The organism is Streptomyces polyrhachis, from assembly GCF_042663125.1.
Taxonomy (GTDB): Bacteria; Actinomycetota; Actinomycetes; order Streptomycetales; family Streptomycetaceae; genus Streptomyces; species Streptomyces polyrhachii.
On record NZ_JBHSZO010000046.1, the window covers coordinates 16,923 to 38,575 of the forward strand.

Annotated in this window: 19 protein-coding genes; 6 read left to right on the plus strand and 13 right to left on the minus strand. The window is 72.9% G+C overall.

Annotation, left to right across the window (positions count from 1 at the left end; genetic code table 11):
• Positions 1-20: 20 nt before the first annotated feature.
• Positions 21-971, minus strand: a complete 951-nt coding sequence (locus ACFQLX_RS22840; protein WP_386418012.1) for a LysR family transcriptional regulator — start codon at positions 969-971, stop codon at positions 21-23.
• Between the two features lie 88 nt (positions 972-1,059).
• Here ACFQLX_RS22840 and ACFQLX_RS22845 point away from each other — a divergent pair, with 88 nt between their 5' ends.
• Positions 1,060-2,061: an alpha/beta hydrolase family protein gene (locus ACFQLX_RS22845; protein ID WP_386418013.1), complete on the plus strand. Its 1,002-nt coding sequence runs from the start codon at positions 1,060-1,062 to the stop codon at positions 2,059-2,061.
• Between the two features lie 16 nt (positions 2,062-2,077).
• Here the strand turns inward: ACFQLX_RS22845 and ACFQLX_RS22850 are convergent, their stop codons facing one another.
• The 4 genes from ACFQLX_RS22850 to ACFQLX_RS22865 form a co-directional block, all read right to left on the minus strand.
• Positions 2,078-2,776, minus strand: coding sequence for a VanZ family protein (locus tag ACFQLX_RS22850; protein WP_386418014.1), 699 nt, complete (start codon positions 2,774-2,776; stop codon positions 2,078-2,080).
• A gap of 44 nt (positions 2,777-2,820) precedes the next feature.
• Positions 2,821-3,366 carry a carboxymuconolactone decarboxylase family protein gene (locus tag ACFQLX_RS22855; RefSeq protein WP_386418015.1) on the minus strand — a complete coding sequence of 182 codons (546 nt, stop codon included), beginning with the start codon at positions 3,364-3,366 and terminating at the stop codon, positions 2,821-2,823.
• A gap of 116 nt (positions 3,367-3,482) precedes the next feature.
• Positions 3,483-4,592: a hypothetical protein gene (locus ACFQLX_RS22860; protein WP_386418016.1), complete on the minus strand. Its 1,110-nt coding sequence runs from the start codon at positions 4,590-4,592 to the stop codon at positions 3,483-3,485.
• A 29-nt stretch (positions 4,593-4,621) separates the two neighbouring features.
• Entirely contained in the window at positions 4,622-5,389 is a 768-nt protein-coding gene (locus ACFQLX_RS22865) for a hypothetical protein (protein WP_386418018.1), read from the minus strand.
• Between the two features lie 328 nt (positions 5,390-5,717).
• Here ACFQLX_RS22865 and ACFQLX_RS22870 point away from each other — a divergent pair, with 328 nt between their 5' ends.
• Positions 5,718-6,437, plus strand: coding sequence for a twin-arginine translocation signal domain-containing protein (locus tag ACFQLX_RS22870; RefSeq protein ID WP_386418020.1), 720 nt, complete (start codon positions 5,718-5,720; stop codon positions 6,435-6,437).
• A 176-nt stretch (positions 6,438-6,613) separates the two neighbouring features.
• Here ACFQLX_RS22870 and ACFQLX_RS22875 read toward each other — a convergent pair whose 3' ends face one another.
• From ACFQLX_RS22875 to ACFQLX_RS22890, 4 genes are all read right to left on the minus strand, one after another.
• Positions 6,614-7,525, minus strand: coding sequence for a trypsin-like serine peptidase (locus ACFQLX_RS22875; protein WP_386418021.1), 912 nt, complete (start codon positions 7,523-7,525; stop codon positions 6,614-6,616).
• 85 nt (positions 7,526-7,610) lie between these two features.
• Entirely contained in the window at positions 7,611-8,012 is a 402-nt protein-coding gene (locus tag ACFQLX_RS22880; RefSeq protein WP_386418023.1) for a DUF6009 family protein, read from the minus strand.
• Positions 8,009-9,541, minus strand: coding sequence for a DNA primase family protein (locus ACFQLX_RS22885; RefSeq protein ID WP_386418025.1), 1,533 nt, complete (start codon positions 9,539-9,541; stop codon positions 8,009-8,011). Before ACFQLX_RS22885 ends, ACFQLX_RS22880 begins: the two co-directional genes overlap by 4 nt.
• The gene (locus tag ACFQLX_RS22890) at positions 9,538-10,674 is read right to left on the minus strand and encodes a bifunctional DNA primase/polymerase (RefSeq protein ID WP_386418026.1); all 1,137 of its coding nucleotides are present in this window, start codon (positions 10,672-10,674) and stop codon (positions 9,538-9,540) included. Before ACFQLX_RS22890 ends, ACFQLX_RS22885 begins: the two co-directional genes overlap by 4 nt.
• A gap of 786 nt (positions 10,675-11,460) precedes the next feature.
• Between ACFQLX_RS22890 and ACFQLX_RS22895 the strand changes: the two genes are divergently transcribed.
• The gene (locus ACFQLX_RS22895; protein WP_386418028.1) at positions 11,461-12,504 is read left to right on the plus strand and encodes a zinc-dependent alcohol dehydrogenase family protein; all 1,044 of its coding nucleotides are present in this window, start codon (positions 11,461-11,463) and stop codon (positions 12,502-12,504) included.
• 31 nt (positions 12,505-12,535) lie between these two features.
• Here ACFQLX_RS22895 and ACFQLX_RS22900 read toward each other — a convergent pair whose 3' ends face one another.
• The 4 genes from ACFQLX_RS22900 to ACFQLX_RS22915 form a co-directional block, all read right to left on the minus strand.
• Positions 12,536-12,958, minus strand: coding sequence for a DUF6009 family protein (locus ACFQLX_RS22900; RefSeq protein ID WP_386418030.1), 423 nt, complete (start codon positions 12,956-12,958; stop codon positions 12,536-12,538).
• A gap of 264 nt (positions 12,959-13,222) precedes the next feature.
• Positions 13,223-14,830: a DNA primase family protein gene (locus tag ACFQLX_RS22905; RefSeq protein ID WP_386418032.1), complete on the minus strand. Its 1,608-nt coding sequence runs from the start codon at positions 14,828-14,830 to the stop codon at positions 13,223-13,225.
• Complete coding sequence (locus ACFQLX_RS22910; protein ID WP_386418043.1) at positions 14,827-15,864, minus strand: bifunctional DNA primase/polymerase; 1,038 nt, start codon at positions 15,862-15,864, stop codon at positions 14,827-14,829. Before ACFQLX_RS22910 ends, ACFQLX_RS22905 begins: the two co-directional genes overlap by 4 nt.
• A gap of 887 nt (positions 15,865-16,751) precedes the next feature.
• Positions 16,752-17,840, minus strand: a complete 1,089-nt coding sequence (locus ACFQLX_RS22915) for a glycoside hydrolase family 16 protein (protein ID WP_386418033.1) — start codon at positions 17,838-17,840, stop codon at positions 16,752-16,754.
• Between the two features lie 308 nt (positions 17,841-18,148).
• On the opposite strand from ACFQLX_RS22915, the gene ACFQLX_RS22920 reads away from it, so the two are divergent.
• The 3 genes from ACFQLX_RS22920 to ACFQLX_RS22930 all read left to right on the plus strand — a co-directional run bounded on the left by ACFQLX_RS22920 (position 18,149) and on the right by ACFQLX_RS22930 (position 21,460).
• Positions 18,149-18,895 (plus strand): S1 family serine peptidase, encoded by a 747-nt coding sequence (locus ACFQLX_RS22920; RefSeq protein ID WP_386418035.1) that lies wholly within the window; start codon positions 18,149-18,151, stop codon positions 18,893-18,895.
• 637 nt (positions 18,896-19,532) lie between these two features.
• Positions 19,533-20,468 carry a ParA family protein gene (locus tag ACFQLX_RS22925; RefSeq protein ID WP_386418037.1) on the plus strand — a complete coding sequence of 312 codons (936 nt, stop codon included), beginning with the start codon at positions 19,533-19,535 and terminating at the stop codon, positions 20,466-20,468.
• A complete protein-coding gene (locus ACFQLX_RS22930; protein WP_386418039.1) occupies positions 20,465-21,460 on the plus strand; it encodes a ParB/RepB/Spo0J family partition protein in 996 nt (331 codons plus the stop codon). The genes ACFQLX_RS22925 and ACFQLX_RS22930 overlap by 4 nt, the downstream gene beginning before the upstream one ends.
• Positions 21,461-21,653 lie beyond the last annotated feature (193 nt).

Consider the following 21,653-nt stretch of genomic DNA (forward strand, 5'->3'; position numbering starts at 1 on the left):
CACGGCAGGTCCCGCGCGGCTCAGGGCGTTCGCGGTACGGGGCCGGGGTCGCTCGTGGGTGGGTGCGGCAGCCAGTCGCGGGTCGGGTCGTACTCCAGCCAGCGGCTGCGCCCCGCCTCCTCGGCGCAGGCGGCGGCGAGGGCGTCCAGCCCCGGGGACGCGTCTCCGGCGCGCCACAGCAGCGACCAGGCGTACAGCGGCGTGGGGTCGACCAGGGGGACGGAGCGCAGCCCGGGGACCTCCGGCAGCGGCACGTCCGCGGGCACCAGCGAGAAGCGGCGCGGCTCGTGCGCCACCTCGGCGAGGAGGTGGGCGAGCCCCAGGTTGACGCTTGAGGCCGTGTCGCGGATGCCGAAGCGGTGGGTGAAGCGGTGGAGGAAGTCGAGCCGGTCCAGCGCGCCGGGCGCCCACAGCACGCTGTCGCGCAACTGCTCCGGTCGCAGGGCCGGCCGGGCCGCGAGCGGATGGTCCGCGCTCATGACGGCGTCCACCGGTTCCAGGCGTACGAGGCGGTGTGCCAGCCCGGCGGGCAGCGGGGGGTGGACCCGGCCGAAGGCCGCGTCGATGTCGCCGCGCAGCAATGCCGTCGCCACCGACGGCAGATCGCGCCCGTGCCCCAGCACCAGCTCCCCGGCCCGTCCGGCGACCTGGGCCAGCGTCCGCATCGGCGCGTAGAGGTGCCCCCAGACGTCCACGCGCAGTGGACGCTCCCGCCCGGACACCGCCGCGACCGCGGCGTCGGCGGCGGCCACGGTCTGCCGGGCCGGCAAAAGGAAGCGCCGGCCGGCCTCGGTGAGGCTCACCCCGCTGCCGCCGCGCCGCAGCAGCTCGGTGCCGAGCAGGGACTCCAGCCGCGCGATCCTCTTGGACAGCGCCTGCTGGGAGATGGCGAGCGTCCCGGCGGCCCGGCCGAAGTGGAGTTCTTCGGCGGTGCGCACGAAGGCACGTACCTGCGCGACGTCGAGGTCCATGGCTCCCACCATAGGTGACAACCAGAAGTTGTCGGCTGTGCTCGGTCGTTGTTGGCTCGCGGGGCACGCGCGGGGGTTGCATCCCGGCATGAGCGCCACCGAACACCCCGCCGCCCGGTTCGCCGCCGACCAGTGGACGCGCGCCGTCGGGGCGGGAGTCGACCCCCACGAGTACCGGCACGTCACCGAAGGGCTCACCTCCCTCTCCGACTGGGGGCCCGCCTTCCTGCGCACCGGAGACGGCCACCTGCGGCGTGCGACGGACGCGGCCTCGTCCCTCTCGGCGGGCGGGCACCTGCTGATGGCCGCCCGGTGGTTCCACCTGGCCACCCTGGCGCAGTACGGGAGGGCGCACCGGGGCGCCGCCGAGGCGGATCGCGCCCTGGGGCGGGCCCTGGCCCTGCTGGAGCCCGGGGCGCGGCGGGTGAGCGGCGAGGGGTTCGCCGGGTGGCTGCGCGGCCCCGCCGACGCGCCGGGGACGGTGGTCGTCCTGCCCGGCCTGGACTCGGCCAAGGAGGAGTTCCTCGATCTGGCGTCCGCGCTGCTGGACCGGGGGCTCGCGGTGTTCGCGATGGACGGCCCCGGGCAGGGTGTGCTCGCGGCGGCCACGACCCTGGTGCCGGACTACGAGCGGGTGGTGGGCCGGGTCGCCGACGCCCTGGGCGCCACGCGCATCGGGCTCGCCGGCATGAGTCTGGGCGGCTACTTCGCGGCCCGGACCGCGGCGCTGGAGCCGCGGGTGGCGGCCGTCGCCACCGTCAGCGGCCCCTTCCGCCTCGACTGGGATCAACTGCCGCCGTCCGTACGGGAGATCATGGCCCGGCGTGCCGGTGGGACCGACGCCGCCCGCGCGTTCGCCCGCCGGGTGGACCTCACCGCGCTCGCGCCGCGCATCGCGGCCCCGCTGCTGGTCGTGGACGGGCAGGAGGACGTCATTCCCGGCGTCGTGAACGGCGCGCCCCTGGCCCGCGTGGCGCCGCACGGCACGTACCTGTCCGTCCCGCACGGCAACCACCTCCTGGGCAACGCGCGGCCCGACTGGCTGCCGCGGCTCGGCGACCACCTCGCGCAGGCCCTGTCGGGGGCCTGATCGACGCCGTGGCCGCCTAGACCGGTTGCGGCGCCGGAGCCGCCGGCACCTCGGCGCGGGCGCGCCACCAGGGGCGTGAGGCCAGCGCGGCCAGGGCGGCGCCGGCGGCGTTGAGCAGGACGTCGTCCACGGAGGAGACCCGGTCCAGGCGCAGAACGTACTGCGCGGTCTCCACCAGGAGCGAGCAGCCGGCCCCCAGCGCCAGGATCCGCGGCAGGGACGCCAGTGCCGCGAAGCGCAGCGGGGCGAGGAAGCCCAGCGCCGCGAACACCAGGAGGTTGCCGACGATCTGGACCATTGCCCCGTCCGCGAAGACCGTCCGCAGGTCGCGCAGCGGCACCAGGCTCACGACGGCGCCGTCCTCGTCGCCCGGCAGCATGATCATCCAGACCCACGGCAGCGTCCCGTAGACGATGCCGACCTCGGCCAGCGACCTCCGCCGCGCCGCCGGCACACCCCGGCCGCGCCGCCTGCGGGTCAGGGCCCACACCGCCAGCGCGGCCGGCGGCAGCGCGAGCACGGTGAGGAGCGCGATGCCGTTGAACGTGGCGAACCAGACGTACCACGTCGGTCTGTGCAGCGGCAGGGACAGCATCCGCAGCACCACGGCGGCCGGTCCGAACGCGAAGAACGCCGCGCCGAGGACCGCCAGCGCGGCGATCACGGTTCTGCGGGTACGGGGGGCGGGGGATGGCGGCGGCGCACTGTGGTTCATGCCGCCAGTTAAGCCAGCGGACCGTATCGCGGGCGTATGCGCCCCTAGACGGGGGCCGCCGCCGTGTAGCCGTGGGCGGTGATGAAGCCGGCCATCTCCGCGTACGCGGCCGGGTCCTGCGGGGTGAGGGTGCCCAGGGCGTCGACGTAGCGGTTGTACATGCAGAACGCGGCGGCGATCAGCACCGTGTCGTGGATCTCGGTGTCGGTGGCGCCCACCTCGCGCGCCGCCTCGATGCGCTCGCCGGTGACGGGGGAGCCCGACTCCTGGACGGCGTCGGCGAGGTGGAGCAGCGCGCGGAGCTTGGGCGTGACGGGCGCGGTGGCCGGGTCGGCGCGGACCTGGTCGACCAGCCCCCCGCCGCCCTCCAACTGCGCGGCGGCGAAGGCGGCGTGGGAGTCGGAGCAGAAGCGGCAGCCGTTGCGCTCGGAGACGCGGGCGGCGATCAGTTCGCGCTCGCCCCGGCTGAGGGAGCTGGGACCGCGCAGCAGGATCTCGGCCAGCTCGCCGAGGGGGCCGGCGGTGCGGGGGCGGTAGGCGAACAGGGAGACGATCCCCGGCAGTTCGTTCCCCAGGTCGATGTGCGGCATGGACGCCTCCTTGAGACCGGCTCGGCAAACGGCACCGCGCCCGGCCACCGGGAGACTTCGCCCCGGGCCGGGGCACTGTCAGTCTTCTCGCCACGGGCCGGGGCAAAACGCGCCCGTCACACCGGACGGGACGCCGGCTCCCGCTCCCGCGCCGCGAGGGGTGCGGGCCGCAGCCGCCCGCCCGCCTCCCGGGCCGCCGCCATGCTCGCCCAGGCGGCCAGGTCGACCAGGTGCGCGTCGGTCGCGCCGCCCGTACGGAACTCCGCGATGACGGACGGCCCCACCTGGTACGGGGCCAGCGCCACCAGCAGCGCCAGCTGGGCGGCCGGCCGCTGGGCGGGGTCGGTCCCGGCGAGCAGCGGCCGCGTCCAGCCCCGGCCGGGGCCGGGCGCGCGGCCGTCCCACTCCCGCAGCGCGCGCTCCACCAGGGCCCGTACCGGCGCGGCGACGGACCGCTCCCCCGCCGCCTCCATGACCGCCGCGACGCGGCCGCAGGCGGCGGCGAGGTGCTCGGGGGTGACGTCCGTCCACGCCGGCGGCGCCGCCGGGCCGGGCGCCAGCAGGGTCAGGGACTCCCCCGGCGCGCCGACGCGCCGCTCGGCGTCGCGGCGCAGCCAGGTCAGCACCGGCATGACGGCGCCCAGGGCGGGCGCGGGGACGCCGGGGGGCATGGGGAGGGGGCCCAGGAAGACCTGGGCCATGCGGTTGAGGTAGTGCAACAGCACGGCCACGGCGGTCAGTTCGGCCTCGTACGCGAGGTCCGGCAGGGGCGGGAGGACGGGCGCGGGGTGCGCCGTGCCCGGTCGCAGGAGCCCGGCGCGCGCCCAGTCGCCGGCCGCGCGTCGGTCCGTAGCGCCGTGGGAGTCCGTAGCGGGTGAACGGCGCGCGGGTGCGAGGGAGTCGAGCATCGCGGAGTGGACCACGACGCAGAACGGGCAGGCGTTGTGCTCGGAGACCGCCACCGCCACGGCCTCCTTCGCCGCCGCCGGGGCGCGGCCCGGCACGACCATCGCCTCACGCAGCAGCACCCAGCTCGCCGCCAGCACGTCCGGGCTCGGCGCGTGCAGGGCGACGGGCGGGGCGAGGAGGCCGAACTCCCCCTCCAGCGCCCGGTAGACGCGCGCGACGCGCGGCGGGGCGCTGCGCGGGGGTACGGGGCGGACGTGGCGGATCTGGGCGAGCGAGAGGGGGCGCAGCACCGCGCGCACCGCTCGGGCCACGGACATGGGCGTCCCCTCTCGCTCGTCGCCTGTGCTTACACGTAGGAGGTCAGGACCGTCAGGTTCATGGTCGACCAGCTGCCCTTGCCCTCGTGGGTGCGGTAGAGCACCGCGCCGTAGCCGCCCTCGCCCGCGTTGGGCAGGACGGTGTCGGGGGCCGTGTCGCCGTAGACCTTCATGTTGACCTGCCAGCGCGCCGTGCCGTTGGCGGGGATGACGGTGCCCTTGGCGTTGGACGTGCACTTCAGCACGGTCGTCTCGTACGCCTGGCCCTCGACACCGCCGTCACCGCGGCAGCTCCAGCCGCCCGGGGCGCCGTCGACGGGGGTGATGTTGGCCTCGGTGAAGCGGGTGCCGGCGGGGGCCCACAGCTCCATGTACATGCGGCCGTCGTTGAGGACGTCCGTGCCGCCGGTGTTCTTCAGACCGACGCGCGCGTATCCCGAACCGCCGGGCGCGATGGCCGCGTTGGCGTGGGGGTTGTAGTAGTCGCTCAACGCCGCGGCGGTGGGGGCGGCCGGAGCGGCAGGCGCCGCCGGAGCCGCCGGTGCGGCCGGTGCGGCCGGTGCCGCCGGTGCCGCCGGAGCGGCAGGCGCCTCGGCGGGCTTCGTCGTGCCCGCGCCCAGCAGGTCGCCGACCTTCAGCAGCTCGGTGAGCAGGTTCAGCGGGGGCGCCGCCAGCAGGTCCCCCGTCCCCGACTGCGCCGCGCTCGCCGGGGTCGCCCCGGCCAGCAGCGTGCCCGCCGCCACGGCCACCGCGCACCAACGCGCGGTCTTCCGGCCCGTCTTCCGCAGGTCAGACATGCTCCACAGCCCCTCTCCGTGTCCTCGCCGCCCAGCGGATGCAAAGCGGCGGTCAGCAGCGGCCAACGTAACTCCTCCCATCTATGGACGAATCGGCACACTCCAGGGCTTCATCAGGCGGCACACAAATGGCGCAGCTACCAACCGACATTAGAACAAATGGGTCTTATTGCCAGATCCTGGCGAAGGGATCAATAAATTGTCCGTTTTCTTCCGGTATACGTGATTCGACGCTGCCGGACGACCAGGTGTGTACCCACGCCGGGCGGCGGCTGCCCTGGGACGGCATGTGCTGCCCAATCATCGCTAAGAGAGGAACAACAGTCGCATGACTGAGGTTGAGATGACCGGCAGCGGGAGCGACCGCCGCGGTTTCATGAAGGGCGCGGCCGTCACCGCCGCCGCCGTCGGCGCCGGCGCTCTGGGTTCGGGAACCGCTGCCGCGCAGCCCATTCCGGACACCGGTCTGGGCAGTCTGGGCCAGATCCTCGGCGGCCTCATCCCGCTGCCGCCGATCGGCGTGGACATCCCGTGCAGCTGCTACGGCGCCAACGTCCCCCTGAAGATCAACATCCTGGGCGCGCTGACGCTCGACTTCAAGGGCGGCATCAACGTCTGCATCCGCACCAGCACGCCCGAAGGCATCATCGTCGAGATCCAGGGCCACCGGGTCGAGGCGGACACCAGCCCGTCCACCCCGAACTCCGGCACCCTGATCGCCATCACGATGTCCAACGCCACGCTCACGCCGCTGAGCGTGCTCGAGGCGCTGGGCAGTGGCGGGCTCCAGATGCTCATCTACCTGTCGCTGACCGTCGAGATCATCGACAAGGCGACCGGCGAGACGATCGGGATGTTCTCCACCGACCCGTCCAAGTACGCCACGCTCAAGGCGACCGACGTCAAGGCGTTCCCGCCGGTCAACCAGCTCTACACCCTGCAGGAGCCGGTCACGCTCTACCCGATGGGTGGCAGCGAGGCGGCGGGTACGGAGCCAGCCGGTGTCCTGGAGGGCTTCGACGTCATCGTCAACCAGAGCGAGGCGTGAGCCTGCCGGCGCAGCCCGCGCCGGCAGCTACGGGCGCCCCTGACGGGGCGTCCCCTCCCCGGAGTTGACAGTCGGGAACCAGCATCGCGCCCCCGCCGGACAGTCCTTGTCCGGCGGGGGCGCGATGTCGTGTGCGGGGGGCGTCCCTTGTGTACGGGGCGCCTACGGGCGCGTGCTCAGCCCCCCGTCGGGAGGGCCTTCGCCGCCTCGTTGTCGTAGAGCGCCTTCGCGCGGGCGTCGAAGACCGCCGCCCAGGTGACGCCCGCGTAGCGCGGGTCGGCGGGGCGGCCGCTGCTCACGCCCGTCTGGCGGTGGGCGGTGTCGTACCAGGGGCCGCCGCTCGCGCCGTCGGTCATCCGGCAGGCCAGCTCCTCTCCCCCGTACAGCAGCGACTCGTACACCACCCGCGCCGGGCCGTGGCAGTACTGGAGGCGCTCGCCGTCGAAGGGGCCGACCGCCGGGTAGCCGAACGCCCGCTTCTCCCCCGCGACGCGCTCGAACACCGCCTCGCGGGCGCCGACCTGGGCGTGCAGGGTGGTGTTCACCCCCGGCCGGGGGGCCGCGCGCAGGAAGGCGTAGTCGGCCCGGTTGTCCTCGCGGTCGCGCCAGGCGTCCGCGATGGAGCCCGAGACGACGGCGTGGACGCCGTAAGGGGCCTGGCCGTCGCGGTAGGCGGGGACGAAGGCGAGCTTGTCCATCCAGCCGCCCGAGCGGCGGTCGTGCACGCAGTGCGCCGCCGTGGCGATCATGTCGCCGGTGGGGGCGCTGACGGTGGCGGCCGTGCAGCTGGCGAGGTCTCCGGTGGCGGTACGCATGAACAGCCGCCCGATATGGCGCACCGTCTCCCCGCCGGCGGTCCACTCGACCCCGTCGACCGGGACCTGGCGCCGACTGGCGTACGAGGGGCCGGAGTTGACACCGGCGGCCGCGCGCATGCGCTGCGACGTCCAGTACGCGGCGGTGGCGGCCGGCGTACCGGCCCGGGGCAGCGGGACACCGGGGTCGTGGGGGGCCTGGGGCGTCTGGGGGGAGGTGCCCGGCAGCAGGGCGGCCGCCACGGCGGCGAGGGCGGGGAGCGTCATGATCATGGCTGCACGCTAACCGGGCGAAGGGGGCGGATCGTTCAGCCGCCCGTCGTGTTGGCGCCCCCGGTCCGCGGCGGCCCGGCCGGCGTCAGAGCGGAAACGTTATTCCGGCCTCCCGCATCGCCGTCGACGGCGGGCCCCCTTCCGAGCGCTCCGTCTTGCGTCCCCGCGAGGCCGGCGCCAGCGTGCGCGGGTCGACCGCCTCCGCGGGGGCGCCGGTGGCGTACAGGCCGTCGGGGACGCTGTCGCGGTCGTGCGGCAGCAGCCAGAAGACGCGGCGTCGGAACGTACCCGAGGAGCGCGAGGGGCGGGCGTCCGGGCCCAGGATCGCGTAGCCGATCATGCGGCCGTCGCGGTGGTAGGACGGCCTGCCCCGGCGGGTGGGGAGGCGGTCGAGGGTCTGGCGCACGTAGTCCAGGCGCGAGAAGTCCTCCAGCCACACGAGCTGGGTCTCGTGGGCGACCTCGTCGTCCGTGATCAGCGAGCTCACGCCATCCCCTCCTGGTCGGCGCGCAATCCGATGCCGGGGTAGTACTTGCGCTGGTTGGACAGGATCATTTCCTTCGGCGAGGCCAGCCCCACCAGTTCGCGTACCCGGGCCGCGAAGGCGCGCGAGGACGCCGGGGGCGCCCCCTCGATGGCGCACCAGGAGCGGTAGGTGGCGTACAGGCCGGTCTGCTCGGCGCGCAGCTCGCCGCCCAGCAGGCACGCCTCCTCCAGGAAGCGCCCCGTGTGGTCCTCGGTCTCGGCGTACGCGGTGGTGGCCAGGCGTACGCGCTCGGGGCCGGCGAGGTCCTTGGCGCCGTCGAGGTAGCGGCGGGCGCCGTCGATCAGCCAGCACAGGATGCCGGGACCCTCCTCGGTGACCAGCAGGTCGGCCAGGTTGTCGATCTTGCGGTGGTCGGGGACGACCCGCTCGAAGGGCAGCAGCCGCATCCGGCGCCAGAACGCGAAGCCGCCGGTGCCCACCTCGGGGCGGTGGTTGCCCAGCAGCCACAGGTGGTGGGTGGGCGTGAAGGAGAAGAAGTCCTGCCGCATCCGGCGGGCCTTGATGCGGTCGCCGCCGGTGAGGAGCTTCACGCGGGCCTCGTCGAACTTGTCGCCGGGCTTGACCTCCGAGCAGACGATCACGCGCCGCCCGTGCAGCTCGGCGAGGTCGGTGGGGTGGCCCTCGTAGGGGCGGTACATCAGGAAGCCCGGCGGGGCGGCGTCGGCGTAGTCGCCCAGCAGCTTCATCAGGACGTCCAGCAGGACGGACTTGCCGTTCTTGCCGGAGCCGAAGAGGAAGGGCATCACCTGCGCGCCGACGTCGCCGGTGATCGAGTAGCCGAGCAGCAGGTGCAGGAAGCCGATCATCTCGCGGCCCTGGGTGTCGCCGCCGAAGGTGTCGGTGAGGAAGCGCTGCCAGCGCGGGGTGGGGGCCGGGCGCGGGCCCACGGTGGTGCAGCGGGAGTGGAAGTCCTTGTCGGGGTCGGCGCTGCGCATCGCGCCGGTGCGCAGGTCGACGATGCCGGCCGGGGTGCACAGGGCGTAGGGGTCGGCGTCGAGCTGGGTGGCGGACAGGACCATGCCGGGGGCCGACTTGGCCTGGGCGAGCATGGCGTTGATGCCGGCGGTGGACAGGGCGCGGCGGCGGTGGGTCTGCATGGCGGAGCTGGTGTACGTACCGCGCGGGTCGGTGACGGCGATGGCCTCGGCGAGGTCGCCGGCCGCCCACAGCACGGTGTCGTCCTCGTCCAACTGCCAGTGCACGCCGTCCCACTTGTACCAGCCCAGGCCCGGCACGTGGCGGTAGTCGGCGGCGTAGAGCTTGACGAAGAGCTTGGCGTTTCCCCGGTCGGTGAGGCTGTCGGGCAGCAGCCCGGCGGCCGTGACGGGCCCCTCCTCCGGCTCGGGGCGCGAGGCGCTGCCCTGGCCGGCGCTCTGGGTGGGGACGGGAGCGGCGCGCGCGAGGATCTGGGCGGCGACCTGCTGGGGGTCGAAGGCCAGCATCGTCTGCTCGCTGTTGGGCATCGTCATCGGCCGCTGCCCAGGGTCAGCGGCCGGTGGGCGCCGGCGCTCAGGGCGCCGCGGATGATCTGCTCCGCGCGGCGCTCCTGGCCGGGGCGGGCCAGGGCGGCGGCCCGGCGCAGGGCGAGGGCGGCGGCCTGCTCGTCGAGATGCCCGGCGGCGATGAGGCCGCCGGCGGTGTAGGCGGCGCGGTTGAGCTTCTCGGAGAAGCCCGCGCCGTGCGCGGTGAGCGCGCAGGCGGTCACCTCCGCCAGCAGCGGGGCCAGCGCGCGGGCGCGGGGCCCCGGGCCGCCGGCGGCGAGCACGGCCTGGCGGGCGCGCGGGGGTACGGGCCGCTGCGCGGGCAGGGTGGCGCCCGCCAGATGGCCGGTGCGCTCGAGTTCGTACGCGAGCCAGGCGGGCAGCGGGGCGGGGGTCGGGGCGCCGGACAGGGCGGTGTAGGCGCCGGCGGTGGTGCGGGTGCCCGGGGCGATGATGTAGCCGCCGTGGGCCCGTACGTCGACCTGCCAGGCCAGCGCCCGGCCGCTGCCGGAGCCGGTGGAGCACTGCCAGCGGCGCCCGTCGACCGCCCGGTACCAGACGTGCAGCCCGCCGGAGGGGGTGCGCACCCGCAGGGTGGCGGCGTCGTCGGCGGGGCTGGCGACGCCGCGCAGGGCGGAGAGCACGGCGAGGGTGTGGAAGCCGGTGGCCAGGCCGGTGAGGTCGACGTCGTCGGGCATGGGGATGCCCGGCAGCAGGCGGTCGCGGGGCGGCAGCGACTGGGTGTGGGCGTCGATGTCGATGACCACCAGGCGGGCGGGCCCGCAGGAGACGCCGACGCCGAACTGCGGAGCGGCGCCCCACCAGCGGTCGATGCGCTCCTCGTCGAGGGTGGCGGCGTGGAAGCCGTGGCACCAGCGGCCCTCGGCGAGGCAGGGGCAGCCGTGGCGGGTGTGCCCGGGGCGGCGGCATGCCTCGCAGTTGGCGGCCGGTGTCTTGCGTCCGGCGGCCAGCGGGAGTACGGGCCAGCCCAGCGCGGCGCAGCGGTGGGCCAGCGACCGGGCGGCGCCCGGGGGGGTGCCGACCGGGGTGCTCGGGGGGGTGTTCCCGGGCGGAGCGCCGCGCGTTGAGTCGCTGCGCGAATGCCGCAGCTCAGCAGGCATCCCCATACTCCTTGAGCGACCGAAGCGACCGAATGACGGGCACAGGCTAGCCAAGCGGGGCCCGGGGAGGAGCGCGACCCGCGCGGGCGGCGGCGGGTTATCCGGAGTTCGGTCGCTGGGGTCGCTTCGGTCGCTGGACGGCGTTGATATCACTTACCCCGGTGGGGAGTTACGGCCCGTCAGGCGCTGGGGAGGGATGGGCGTTCTCCGGGCCCGGATCAGCGACCGAAGCGTGCGGCAGCGACTGAAAGGGGCTTGGGTAGCTCTCGTGGGTCTCAGAGGAAATCGCAGGTCAGGGTAGGTCTGAAAGGCTAAACAGCGACTGAAGCGACTCAAGACGCCTATCTATAACGCACACGCGCACACACGCGAATGTCTTCATATATAGGCACCTTGGGTCGCTTCAGTCGCTCCCGGGCCCAGCTGAGCCCCGCTGACCTGCGGGTTTGTCCAGCGACTGAGCAGCTACCGAAGCTTTCGCCGGGTAGCTGCCCTTCAGTCGCTGACCGGCGACGGGAACACGTGAGCGAAGAGGGACGCAGCGACGCAAGCGACCCAAGCGACCGACCGCCGGGGTCCGTTGGGCGCCCGTAGGCCGGGGACGACACCGGGACTGGGTCGCTTGGGTCGCTTGCGTCGCTCCCGGACGCGCGCGGCGGGCGCGCGCGGCAGGCATGAGATCGTCTTAAACGAACCGTGCAGGTGCGGTAAGTGGACACAAGGGGCATTCGGCAGCGACTCTGGACCACCAATCCCACCCGCCTCTTCCGCCCCAGGAGTCACCCCGTGCGCGCCACCGTCATCCGCGGCCCCCAGGACATCCGCGTCGAGGAGGTCCCCGACCCCCGTATCCAGCAGCCCACCGACGCCGTGGTCCGGGTCGTCAACGCCTGCATCTGCGGCAGCGACCTGTGGGCCTACCGGGGCGTCGCCGCCCGCGAGGCCGGGCAGCGCATCGGGCACGAGTTCCTCGGCATCGTCGAGGAGACCGGACCGGCCGTCCGCGGCTTCGCACCCGGCGACTTCGTGGTCGCGCCCTTCGTCTGGTCCGACGGCGTGTGCGACTACTGCCGCGAGGGCCTGCAGACGTCCTGCCCGCACGGCGGCTTCTGGGGCCAGGTGGGCTCAGACGGGGGCCAGGGCGAGGCCGTACGGGTGCCCTTCGCCGACGGGACCCTCGTCCAGCTGCCCAAGGACGCCGCCACCGACGAGGCGCTGCTCCCCGGGCTGCTGGCGCTCTCCGACGTGATGAGCACCGGGCACCACGCCGCCGTCAGCGCGCGCGTACGGCCCGGGTCCACGGTCGCCGTGGTGGGCGACGGCGCGGTCGGCCTGTGCGGGGTCCTGGCCGCCCGCCGGCTGGGCGCGGAGCGGATCATCGCGCTCGGCCGCCACCGGGACCGTACCGACCTCGCCCGCGCCTTCGGTGCCACCGACGTGGTCGCCGAGCGCGGCGAGGCGGCCGTCGAGGCCGTGCGGGAGCTGACCGGCGGGCAGGGCGCGCACGCGGTGTTGGAGGCCGTCGGCACCGAGGAGTCGATGCGCACCGCGGTCTCCCTCGCCCGCGACGGCGGCACGGTGGGCTACGTCGGGGTGCCGCACGGCGGGAGCGCGGGGGTGGACATCAGCCAGATGTTCAACCGCAACGTCGCCCTCGCCGGCGGGGTCGCCCCGGCCCGGGCGTACATCCCCGAGCTGCTCCCCGACGTCCTGGAGGGCGTCATCGACCCGGGCGCGGTCTTCGACCGCACGGTGGGCCTGGACGGGGTGCCCGAGGGCTACCGGGCGATGGACGAGCGCACGGCGCTGAAGGTCCGTATCGCCTTCTGAGGCCCTGCGTTGCGAGGCCCCGCGCCGGGCCTCAGCGGCGCCCGGCGGAGAAGCCGCCCGCCTGGGCCGGCGGCGAGGTCAGCGCCGCGCCCTGCCCCAGCTGCGAGCGCGGCGTCTTGCGGCCGGCGACCGTCGCCTCGACGGTCAGCGGGTCGATCGCCTCGCCCGGCGCGCCCTGGCGGTAGATGCCCTCGGGGTCGTCGGAGCGGTCGATGGGCAGCACGAAGAACACCCGGCGGCGGTAGAGGCCGCTGTCGGGGTCGGCCTCCGCGCCCTTGCCGAGGATCGCGTAGCCGACCATGCGGCCGTCGCGTTCGTAGCGCGGGCGGTTGCCCCGGCGGGGGGTCTTGTCGAGCGCCTGGCGGACGTAGTCGAACTGCTCCGGCGGCTCGATCCAGTGGATCTCCAGCTCGTGGGAGAGGGCGTCCTCGTTCAAGCCGAGTAGCGAACTCATGGCCGCGGCCCTCCTGGTGGTCTGCGGGAGGGGCGGGCGGGGGCTCGTCCGTCCCGGGGGTGGTGACTGGTGGCGCTGTGCGAAGCCGCCCGGGGAGCGGTCCGCGCGGCGGTGGGGGCGCCGCCGTTCGGGGCTCTATCGTAGGCGTCCCCCGCGATAGTACGAAGTACGCACGGGACGACCGGGTGCTTCGGCGGCGGCGGGAAGCCGCTCCGGGGCCGGGCGCGGCGCCCGGCGGGTGGGTTCGTACGCATACCGGCTCCTCTACTCCGCCGCCAGGCCGATGCCCGGGTAGTACTTCTTGCCGTTCGACTTGATCATCTCGGCCGGCGAGGCCAGCCCGATCTCCTGGCGCACCCGGTTGGCGAAGGTGCGCGCGCTCTCCGGCTTCACGCCCTCCGTGCCGCTGCACCAGCTGCTGTACGCGCCGTAGAGCACCCCCTGCTCGACCCGCAGCTCGGGGTTGAGGTCGCGCAGGCAGCACTCGGTGAGGAAGCGCCCCATGTGGTCCTCGGTGGCCGCGTAGGCGTCGGTGGCGAGCTGGACGCGGTCGGGGCCGGTGAGCGGGTCGCGGGTGCGCAGGTAGCGGCGGGCGCCCTCGATCAGCCAGTGCAGGATGCCGGGGCCCTCGTCGCGGACCAGCTCCAGCGCCAGGTTGTCGATCTTGCGGTGGTCGGGGACGACCCGCTCGAAGGGGATCAGGCGGATGCGGCGCCAGAAGGCGAAGCCGCCGGTGGTGACCTCGGGGCGGTGGTTGCCCAGCAGCCACAGGTGGTGGGTGGGCGTGAAGGAGAAGTAGTCCTGGCGCATCCGGCGGGCCTTGATCTTGTCGCCGCCGGTCAGCAGCCGCACCCGGGCCTCGTCGAACTTGTCGTTGGGCTTGAGCTCCGAGCACACCAGGATGCGCCGGCCGTGCAGCTCGGTCAGCTCGGTGGAGTGCTCGCTGAAGGCGCCGCGGTCCATCAGGAAGCCGGGCGGGGCGGCGTCGGCGTAGTCGCCGAGGATCTGGATCATCGTGTCCAGCAGCACCGACTTGCCGTTCTTGCCCTGGCCGTGGAGGAAGGGCAGCACCTGGCCGCCGACGTCGCCGGTGATCGAGTAACCCAGCAGCAGGTGCAGGAAGTCGATCATCTCCTTGCCCTCGGCGTCGTCGCCGAAGGTGTCGGTGAGGAATGCCTGCCAGCGCTCGGTGGGGATGTCCTGCGGGGCGACGGTGGTGGCGCGCGAGTGCAGGTCCCGGGTGGCGTCGGGCGGGCGCAACTCCCCCGTGTGCAGGTCGACGACGCCGGCGGGGGTGCACAACACGTAGGGGTCGCCGTCGAGTTCGTCGGGGTCGACGGCCAGCTCGGGGGCGGCGGTGGCCTGCGTCAGCAGCGCCTTGATGCCGGGGGTGGACTCGGTGCGCCTGCGGTGCAGGGCCAACTCGCGGTCGCTGAAGCGCCCTTGGGGGTCGCTCTGGCAGATGCGCTCGGCCATCTCGCCGGCGGCCCACAGCGCGGCCTTCTCGCCGCCGGAGCGCTTCCAGCGGTAGCCGTCCCACTGGTACCAGCCCAGGCCCTCGACGTGGCGGAACTGGTCGCGGTACATCTCCACGAAGAGCTTGGCGTTGCCCCGGTCCGTCAGCTGCAGCGGTACGAGCGCGGGCAGCGCCCCGCCCTTTGCCGGACCCTCCTGCGGCAGCGCGTCCCTGGGCCGCGTACGGGCCGCCGGGTCGTACTGGTCGGGCATGCCGGCGTGCTCCGCGCCGGGGTACGCCTGTCCGGTGGGGGGTTGTCCGGTGGGGGGTGCGGAAGTCGCCGTCCGGGTCTGGAAGTCGAGCATCTGCTGCGCGGCGGCTACGGCGTCGAACCGCGTGTCCTCGGCGCTGCTCATGATCGTCCTTTGGGGTGGAGCGGGCGGGCGGCCCCTGCGGCCATTGCGTCGGCGATGATTTTTCTGTTGCGTACGGGCTGACGTGGCCGCGCCCGGCCGGCTGCCTCGTTCAGCAGCTCTCTCGCCGCCGCCTCGTCGAGGTGCCCGGCGGCGGCCAGGCCGCCCGCGGTGTAGGCGGCCCGGTTGAGCTTCTCCGAGAAGCCCGTGCCCCGGGGAGCTGCGGCGCAGTCGGCCACTTCGGCCAGGAGGGGCTCCAGCAGCCGGGTGGCTCCCCCCGGGCCCGCGCCGGGTCTGCCGCGTCCGGAGGCGGCGGCGGGGCGGGCTCTGCGGGGCGGGGCGGGGGGCTGCGATCCGTCCTCAACCCGGTGGCCGGTACGGACGAGTTCCGCCTCCAGCCACTGCGGCAGCGGGGCGGGGGTGCGTACCGAGCCGATCGGGCGGTACTCCCCCGCCTCCGTGGCCGTGCCGGGGGCGACCACGTAGCCGCCGACCGCCCGGACGTCGACCTGCCAGGCCAGGGCCACCCGGCCGCTGGAGCCGGCGGAGGAGCGCAGGCGCGGGCCCGCCGCCCGGTACCAGACGTGCAGGCCGCCGGAGGGCGTGCGCACGCGCAGCGTCCCCTCGTCCTCGGCCGGGTCGGGGCGGCCCCGGTAGGCGGCCAGCAGGGCGAGGGTGTCGAACCCGGTGGCGAGGCCCCGTAGATCCACCCGCGCGTCGATGGGGATCCCCGGCAGCAGTCGGTCCCTGTCGGGGGGCGGCGCCTGGTGGGCGTCCACGTCGATCACGACCAGGTCCGCCGGGCCGCAGGCCACTCCGACGCCCAGGGTCGGCTCCGCGCCCCACCAGGTGTCGATGCGGGCGGGCTCCGTGGTCGCCGCGTGGAAGCCATGGCACCAGCGGCCGGCGGGGATGCAGGGGCAGTCCGCCGCCTCGTGGTGGCGCTCCCGGCACGTCGGGCAGTTGCGCGCGGGCGTCTTACGGCCCGGAGCGAGGGGGTGCACAGGCCAGCCCTGGCCCGCGCACCAGCGCGCCACCTGGTGTGTCCGCACGTCCCCTTCGGGGCCTGCGGGGCTGCTGCCACCGACAAGCGACACCGGTCGTCCTTCGTGAGGGTCTGAGGTCCGATCGTCCAGTCCCTCGGGAAAGAGGCTGGCCAGGGGCCACTCTCTCCGCTGCAGAGGGACTGAAGGGACTGAGTGTCCCAATGGGACATCAGAGCCTAGCGCACGGTATCGCCCTCACGCAGTTCTATCAGGCTCTCAGTCCCTTGGGTCCCTCTTACGGGGTGGGAACCCCCAATCGGCCAGCTCGGGCCGGGGTCGGCTGGGAGGTGTGTGCGGGTCTCAGCTCTGGTGTGCGCTCCGCGCGGGGCCTGCGGGCGGCGGGGCTGGGCGCAGGGATCGAAGGGTCTGCCGGACCCTGTCGGTCTCTGGCTTCAGTCCCTGACAAAACCGCAGGTCAAAGCGTTTTGGAGGCGCTGACAGGGACTGAAGGGACTGAACTCGCTAATTATCAGCGCTTCAGGTGTATAGAGGGTTACCCCTATAGGTTTATATGCGCGGGCACATACACGCACACACATGATGGTTATAACTACAGGGTTGAGTCCCTTCAGTCCCTGATTCGGTCTGTTAAAACGCTCTGACCTGCATGTTTGTCAGGGACTGAAGCCCAGGGACCGAGAGACCCTTCGATCCCTGATCCGAGGGTCGGCGGCGGCTTGGGCGGCTTCCTGTCGTACGGGCGAACGAGGAGAAGCACGCAAGTGCGAGACCCGGCGGACGCGAGGCAGGGACCGAAGCCGATAGAGAACTCAGTCCCTTGAGTCCCTTCGATCCCTGCCCGGGGAGTCGCCCCGCCGCCCGCAGGCCCCGCGCGGAGCGCGAAGAGGGTCCGAGGCCGGCGGCAGGGACTGATGGCCTTAGCGGTAGACACGCAGATAGTCGGCCTTGAAGTGGATCGGCGCCAGATCACGTGGTGCGGGATGCCAGGTGCCGGCGTTGAGTGAGAGGGTCATGACGGGGTACGCCGACCAGTCCTCGGGAACCCCGCGGCTGTCCTGGTAGACGAGCGCACCGTCGATGTACCAGTCGACCGACGACTTGCCGAGCTTCACCCCGATCCGGGTCCACTCCCCCGGCTCGGGCACCGGGGCGCGGTGGAAGTTGGCGGAGTAGCGGACGTGGTTGCACTGCTCCAGCAGATCGGGGGTGTCCGCGTGGTACTCAAGGATGTCGATCTCACCCCCGCCTTCCTTCCACGTCCACACCGAGGCCCAGGCCCCGACGCTGGTCGGCAGCTGGACCCGCGCCTCGACGTAGTCGCCGGTACGGACCTGGAAACCCTCCGCCGAGCGCTCCGTGGTGATCAGCCCCGTGGTCCAGGCCCGTCTGCCGTTCTCCAGGACCTGGGGCGCGGGCCTGGCGACGAAGTCGGCCACTCCCCCGGAGACCTCCACCGAGTCAGGATCCACCCAGTCGAGCTTGCCGCCGTCGGGATTGCGGTTCCAGTAGCGGTAGGCGGAGATACCGGTGGTGGTCCACCGCTTCCCCGGGGTGAGGGGCTCGTTGAACTCCTCGGCCCACACGGGCTTTCCCCCTCCGGGGACGGCGGCGCGTCCGCCACCGCCGGTGACGGTGAACTTGCTGTGCTCCAGCTCGTGGTAGCCCGTGTTGTCGACGTACCAGCCGAACTGGGTGTAGGTGCCGGCGGGGAAAGTGCGGCTGCTCGGGGTGAAGGAGTGGCCCTCAGGACAGATGCGGACGTCCTTGGAGACGCGGGGAGAGCCGACCTCGTTCCACAGGGCGTCGCGGACCGACACCCCCAGCTTTTTCACGGTGACGCACGTCGGGCTACGGGTCTTCAGGGTGGTGGAGACCGAAGCACCGGGACGTGCGGCGGTAGGAGTGAGTGATACCCGGGCGATGCGTTCGACCGCCTCGGCATGTCCCGGGCAGAGTGCGACCAGCAGTGTGGCCGCCGCCAGCGCGGCGACGGGGCTCTTCTTCATGGAGACCTCCGGAGTGCTTTCTGATCTTGGAGGCAGTGGCGGACCGGGAGGGGAATTGCCCGGATCACGTCCATCGGAATAAACCCGTTCGTGTGACCAGCAGACAAAAGAGCTGGGCCTTCTGGAGCAGCGACACTCCCCCACGCCTCCGGACCGGCTAGGGAGTCTCCCCCTCAACGCGCGGGCGCGGCCTGCACTCTGCCCGGTATATGACGGTGCGTCAGTTATCGTGCCCGATAAGCGCTGCGGGTCGGGCGGGCCCGCGAGACCCCGGAGGAGTGCCCGTGCTGCGTAGGACCCTGACAGCGATGACCACGGTGATCGTGGCGGCCGGCGGACTGGCGACGGGAGCGGCGCCCGCCGCCGCGATCGCCGGCGGCGGTGACGCAACGCCGCAGACAGCGCCGTACCAGGTCCGGCTCGACGTCGGAGGCGAGTTCGTCTGCGGAGGCTTCCTACGGGACGCCACGACGGTCGTCACCGCCGCGCACTGCGTCGACCGGACTCCGGCCGAGGCGGTGACCGTGCACTTCGACGGACTGGACCGTACGCGGCTGGCCCAGTCCCGTACGGTCACCCGCGTCCTGGCGCACCCGGGATTCAGCTGGCGCAGCGGAGCCAACGACGCCGCGCTGCTGAAGCTCTCCTCCCCCGTCACCCCCAGCTCCACCGTCGGCTATGCCGTCCTGGCCGGCAGCGCACCGGCCGCCGGTGCGGACTTGACGGTAACGGGCTGGGGCCGGACGAGCGCGGGCGACCTCAGCACTCCCCTGGCACTCAAGTCGCTGAACGAGCGGGTCGCTCCCCGGGGCGCCTGCCAGTCGTCGGGGCTCCTTTCCTTCCTCGGGCTGGGAGCGAGCGGCGGATCCAGCAGCACGCTGTGTGCGACGCCGCTTCCCGGGGCGGGCTTCTGCGCGGGCGACAGCGGAGGGCCGGCGAGCGTCAACGGCGCGGTGGTGGGGATCGTCTCGCGCAACAAGGGCTGCGAAAAGCCGGGTTACGACATGTACACGAGCGTGAGTTATCTGCACGGATGGCTGAGCCAGCCGCTCTGAGTCCACCTCGAATCCCGGGTCATCACGCCGTGATGGGTCGGTGGAGCTCTCCCCCGGGCCCCCTCCCCTCCCCCATCACGGCGTGATGACCCGAGAGCTTCGACCTCTCCCTCATCACCTCCCCGTCCAAGCCCAGACCCATCACGCCGTGATGGGTCTTTCTGTGGACTCACTCCCCCACGAGACTCAACCCATCACGGCGTGATGGGTTGAGTCTCCACACAGGGGTCATCACGGCGTGATGGGTCGCCCCCATCACGCCGTGATGAGGGGCTGCGTTCACCCATCACGCCGTGATGGGTGAAGAGGACGTGCGGCACCCCATCACGGCGTGATGGGTGGGCTCGTGATGAGGCAAAGGACCCATCACGGCGTGATGGGGTGGAGTGCGTGAGACCCATCACGGCGTGATGAGGCTCTTCCGGTGGCTACCCATCACGCCGTGATGGGTAGCCAGATGGGGTGAAAGCGGAATCCGCACCCGCGCGGAGTCGCCAACTGGCAGGCTCTTGATAACGCTGTTGCAACGCGGGCCCCCGATTCGGGGCGCCGCCTCGGGTGTTGGAGTGAGGACGTGGGACGATGCATCCCGTAACAGGGGGACGCCGCCGTGCGGACTAATCAGGAGATTTCGCTCGTGCTCGATGATGATGAAGAAGTAATGCCCGAGTACGACCGTGACGCCCTCGGCGCCACCTTCGCCGTGGGTAACGGCAAGGGCGGCGTCGGAAAGACGACGGTCGTCTCCAATGTCGCTGGACTCGCAGCCGCAGATGGTGCCCGAGTGCTGATCGTGGACATAAACGGTCAGGGCAACGTGGGCCGTGATCTGGGCTATCGGGACAGCCCGGAGGACGACCGGGGCAAGGGGCTCGTGGACGCGCTGGTCCACGGCAAGCCGCTGCAGCCGATCGCCAATGTGCGACCCAACCTCGATGTGGTGCCGGGTGGTGAGTACGTCAGCGAGCTGCCGGACATGCTGCGCCTGGCCTTCCCGAAGCAGAAGTTCCGGCAGGTGCTGGCCCTGGCCATCAGCCTGGCGCCGATGGCCCGCCAGTACGATGCGGTGTTCATCGACTCGGCCCCGGAGAACCCTCCCCTGGAGCAGCTCGCCCTGGCCGCCGCCCGCTGGATGATCGCGCCGACGAAGTCCGACGCCGGCTCCATCAAGGACGGACTCGGTGACATCGCGCGGCAGTTCGCCGTCGTGCAGCGCAAGGTGAACTCCTCGCTGGGGCTGCTGGGCGTGGTCCTCTTCGCCTCGGGCTCCCGCTCCAGCCAGATCCGCCGCCGGGCCCGGGACAAGATCGGTGAGGTGCTGGGCTCCGACTTCTACATGTTCGAGTCGACGATCCGGCACGCCGAGGCCGTGGGCGTCGACGCCCGGGACCGCGGACTGCTGGTCCACGAGCTTGAGGTCGCCGCCGCGAACAACCCTGCCTTCTGGGAGCTGCGCGCGGGCGACTCCGACAAGCCGGTGATCTCCAAGACCTCCAGCTCCGTCGCGGAGGACTTCGCCCAGCTGGCCCGTGAGATCTTCACCCGAGTCGCCGAGTTGGAGGGTCGCGCATGAGCGAGCAGTCGGAGTCCACCGCGAGCCTCTTCGGACTGGGGCGGGAGGGCGGCGGCACCAGCAACAGGTCCTCCGGACTGGCGGGTCTGCTGCGCGGCCCCGCCGCCGCCCCGGGGACTCCGGCGGCGGCCGGCCAGCAGACCGCCCCGCCTGCCGAGGACGGCCCGCGCGCCCTGGACCTGCCGCTGAACCGGCTCAGCGAGAACCCCGACAACCCCCGCGAGACGCTTGGCGACGTCAGTGAACTGGCCGCCAGCCTCACGGAGGTGGGGCAGGTCCAGCCGTTGACCGTGGCCACCGTCACCGCGTACCTCAAGCCGCGTCCGCAGCGGGCGGGGGAGTTGACGCAGGGTGCGGACTTCGTGGTCATCGACGGGCACCGCCGGCTGGCCGCCGCGAAGGAGGCCAAGCTGGAGAAGCTCCGGGTGGTGGTTGACGATGCGCGCGTGGCCACCGACACCACGGTGCTGGAGGCGGCCTACGTCGCCAACTTCCACCGCGAGGACCTGACCGAGCTGGAGCAGGCCACCGCACTGGAGACGCTGGTCGGTTTCTACGGCTCCCAGGGGAAGGCCGCCAAGCGGCTGGGCCTCAGCCAGGGCTTCATCTCCCAGAAGCTCTCCCTTCTCAAGCTCAGCTCCGAGCTGCAGGCGGACCTCCAGTCCGGCCGTCGTACGGAGGAGGAGGTCCGCAACCTCGGCACCAAGTCGCCGGAGGAGCAGCGCGCGCTGGCGGACGCCCGCCGGGCGAAGGCCAGGCAGGCCGGGCAGGCCAAGCGGGAGGGCCGAGCTGCGGCCGACAGCGAGGAGGCGGTGACCCATCACGGCGTGATGGGTCCGGAGGCGGGGGAGGGGAGCGTCGGGACGGCGCCCGCCCCCACGTATCCGCGACTGCGCTGGGATGACCCGCACGCGGTGGCGAAGGTGATCCGCAGCGAGATGAGCGACGAGAACATCGCCATACTGCGCAAGGCGCTCGACGAGCAGCGCTGAATCCTCACCGGGGGACCCATCACGGCGTGATGGGTCCCCTTCTTTTTCTGAGTCCCGACTTCTGAGTATGAGTACGAGCAACGCAGCGCGCCCGGCAGGGTTGCGCGGAGGAAAGAGGCCCCCCAGTGCAGCAGCCGATCCAGTTGAGCCGTACGCACCGGGTGCTGATAGCCGTGGTGGTGCTGGGTGCGGT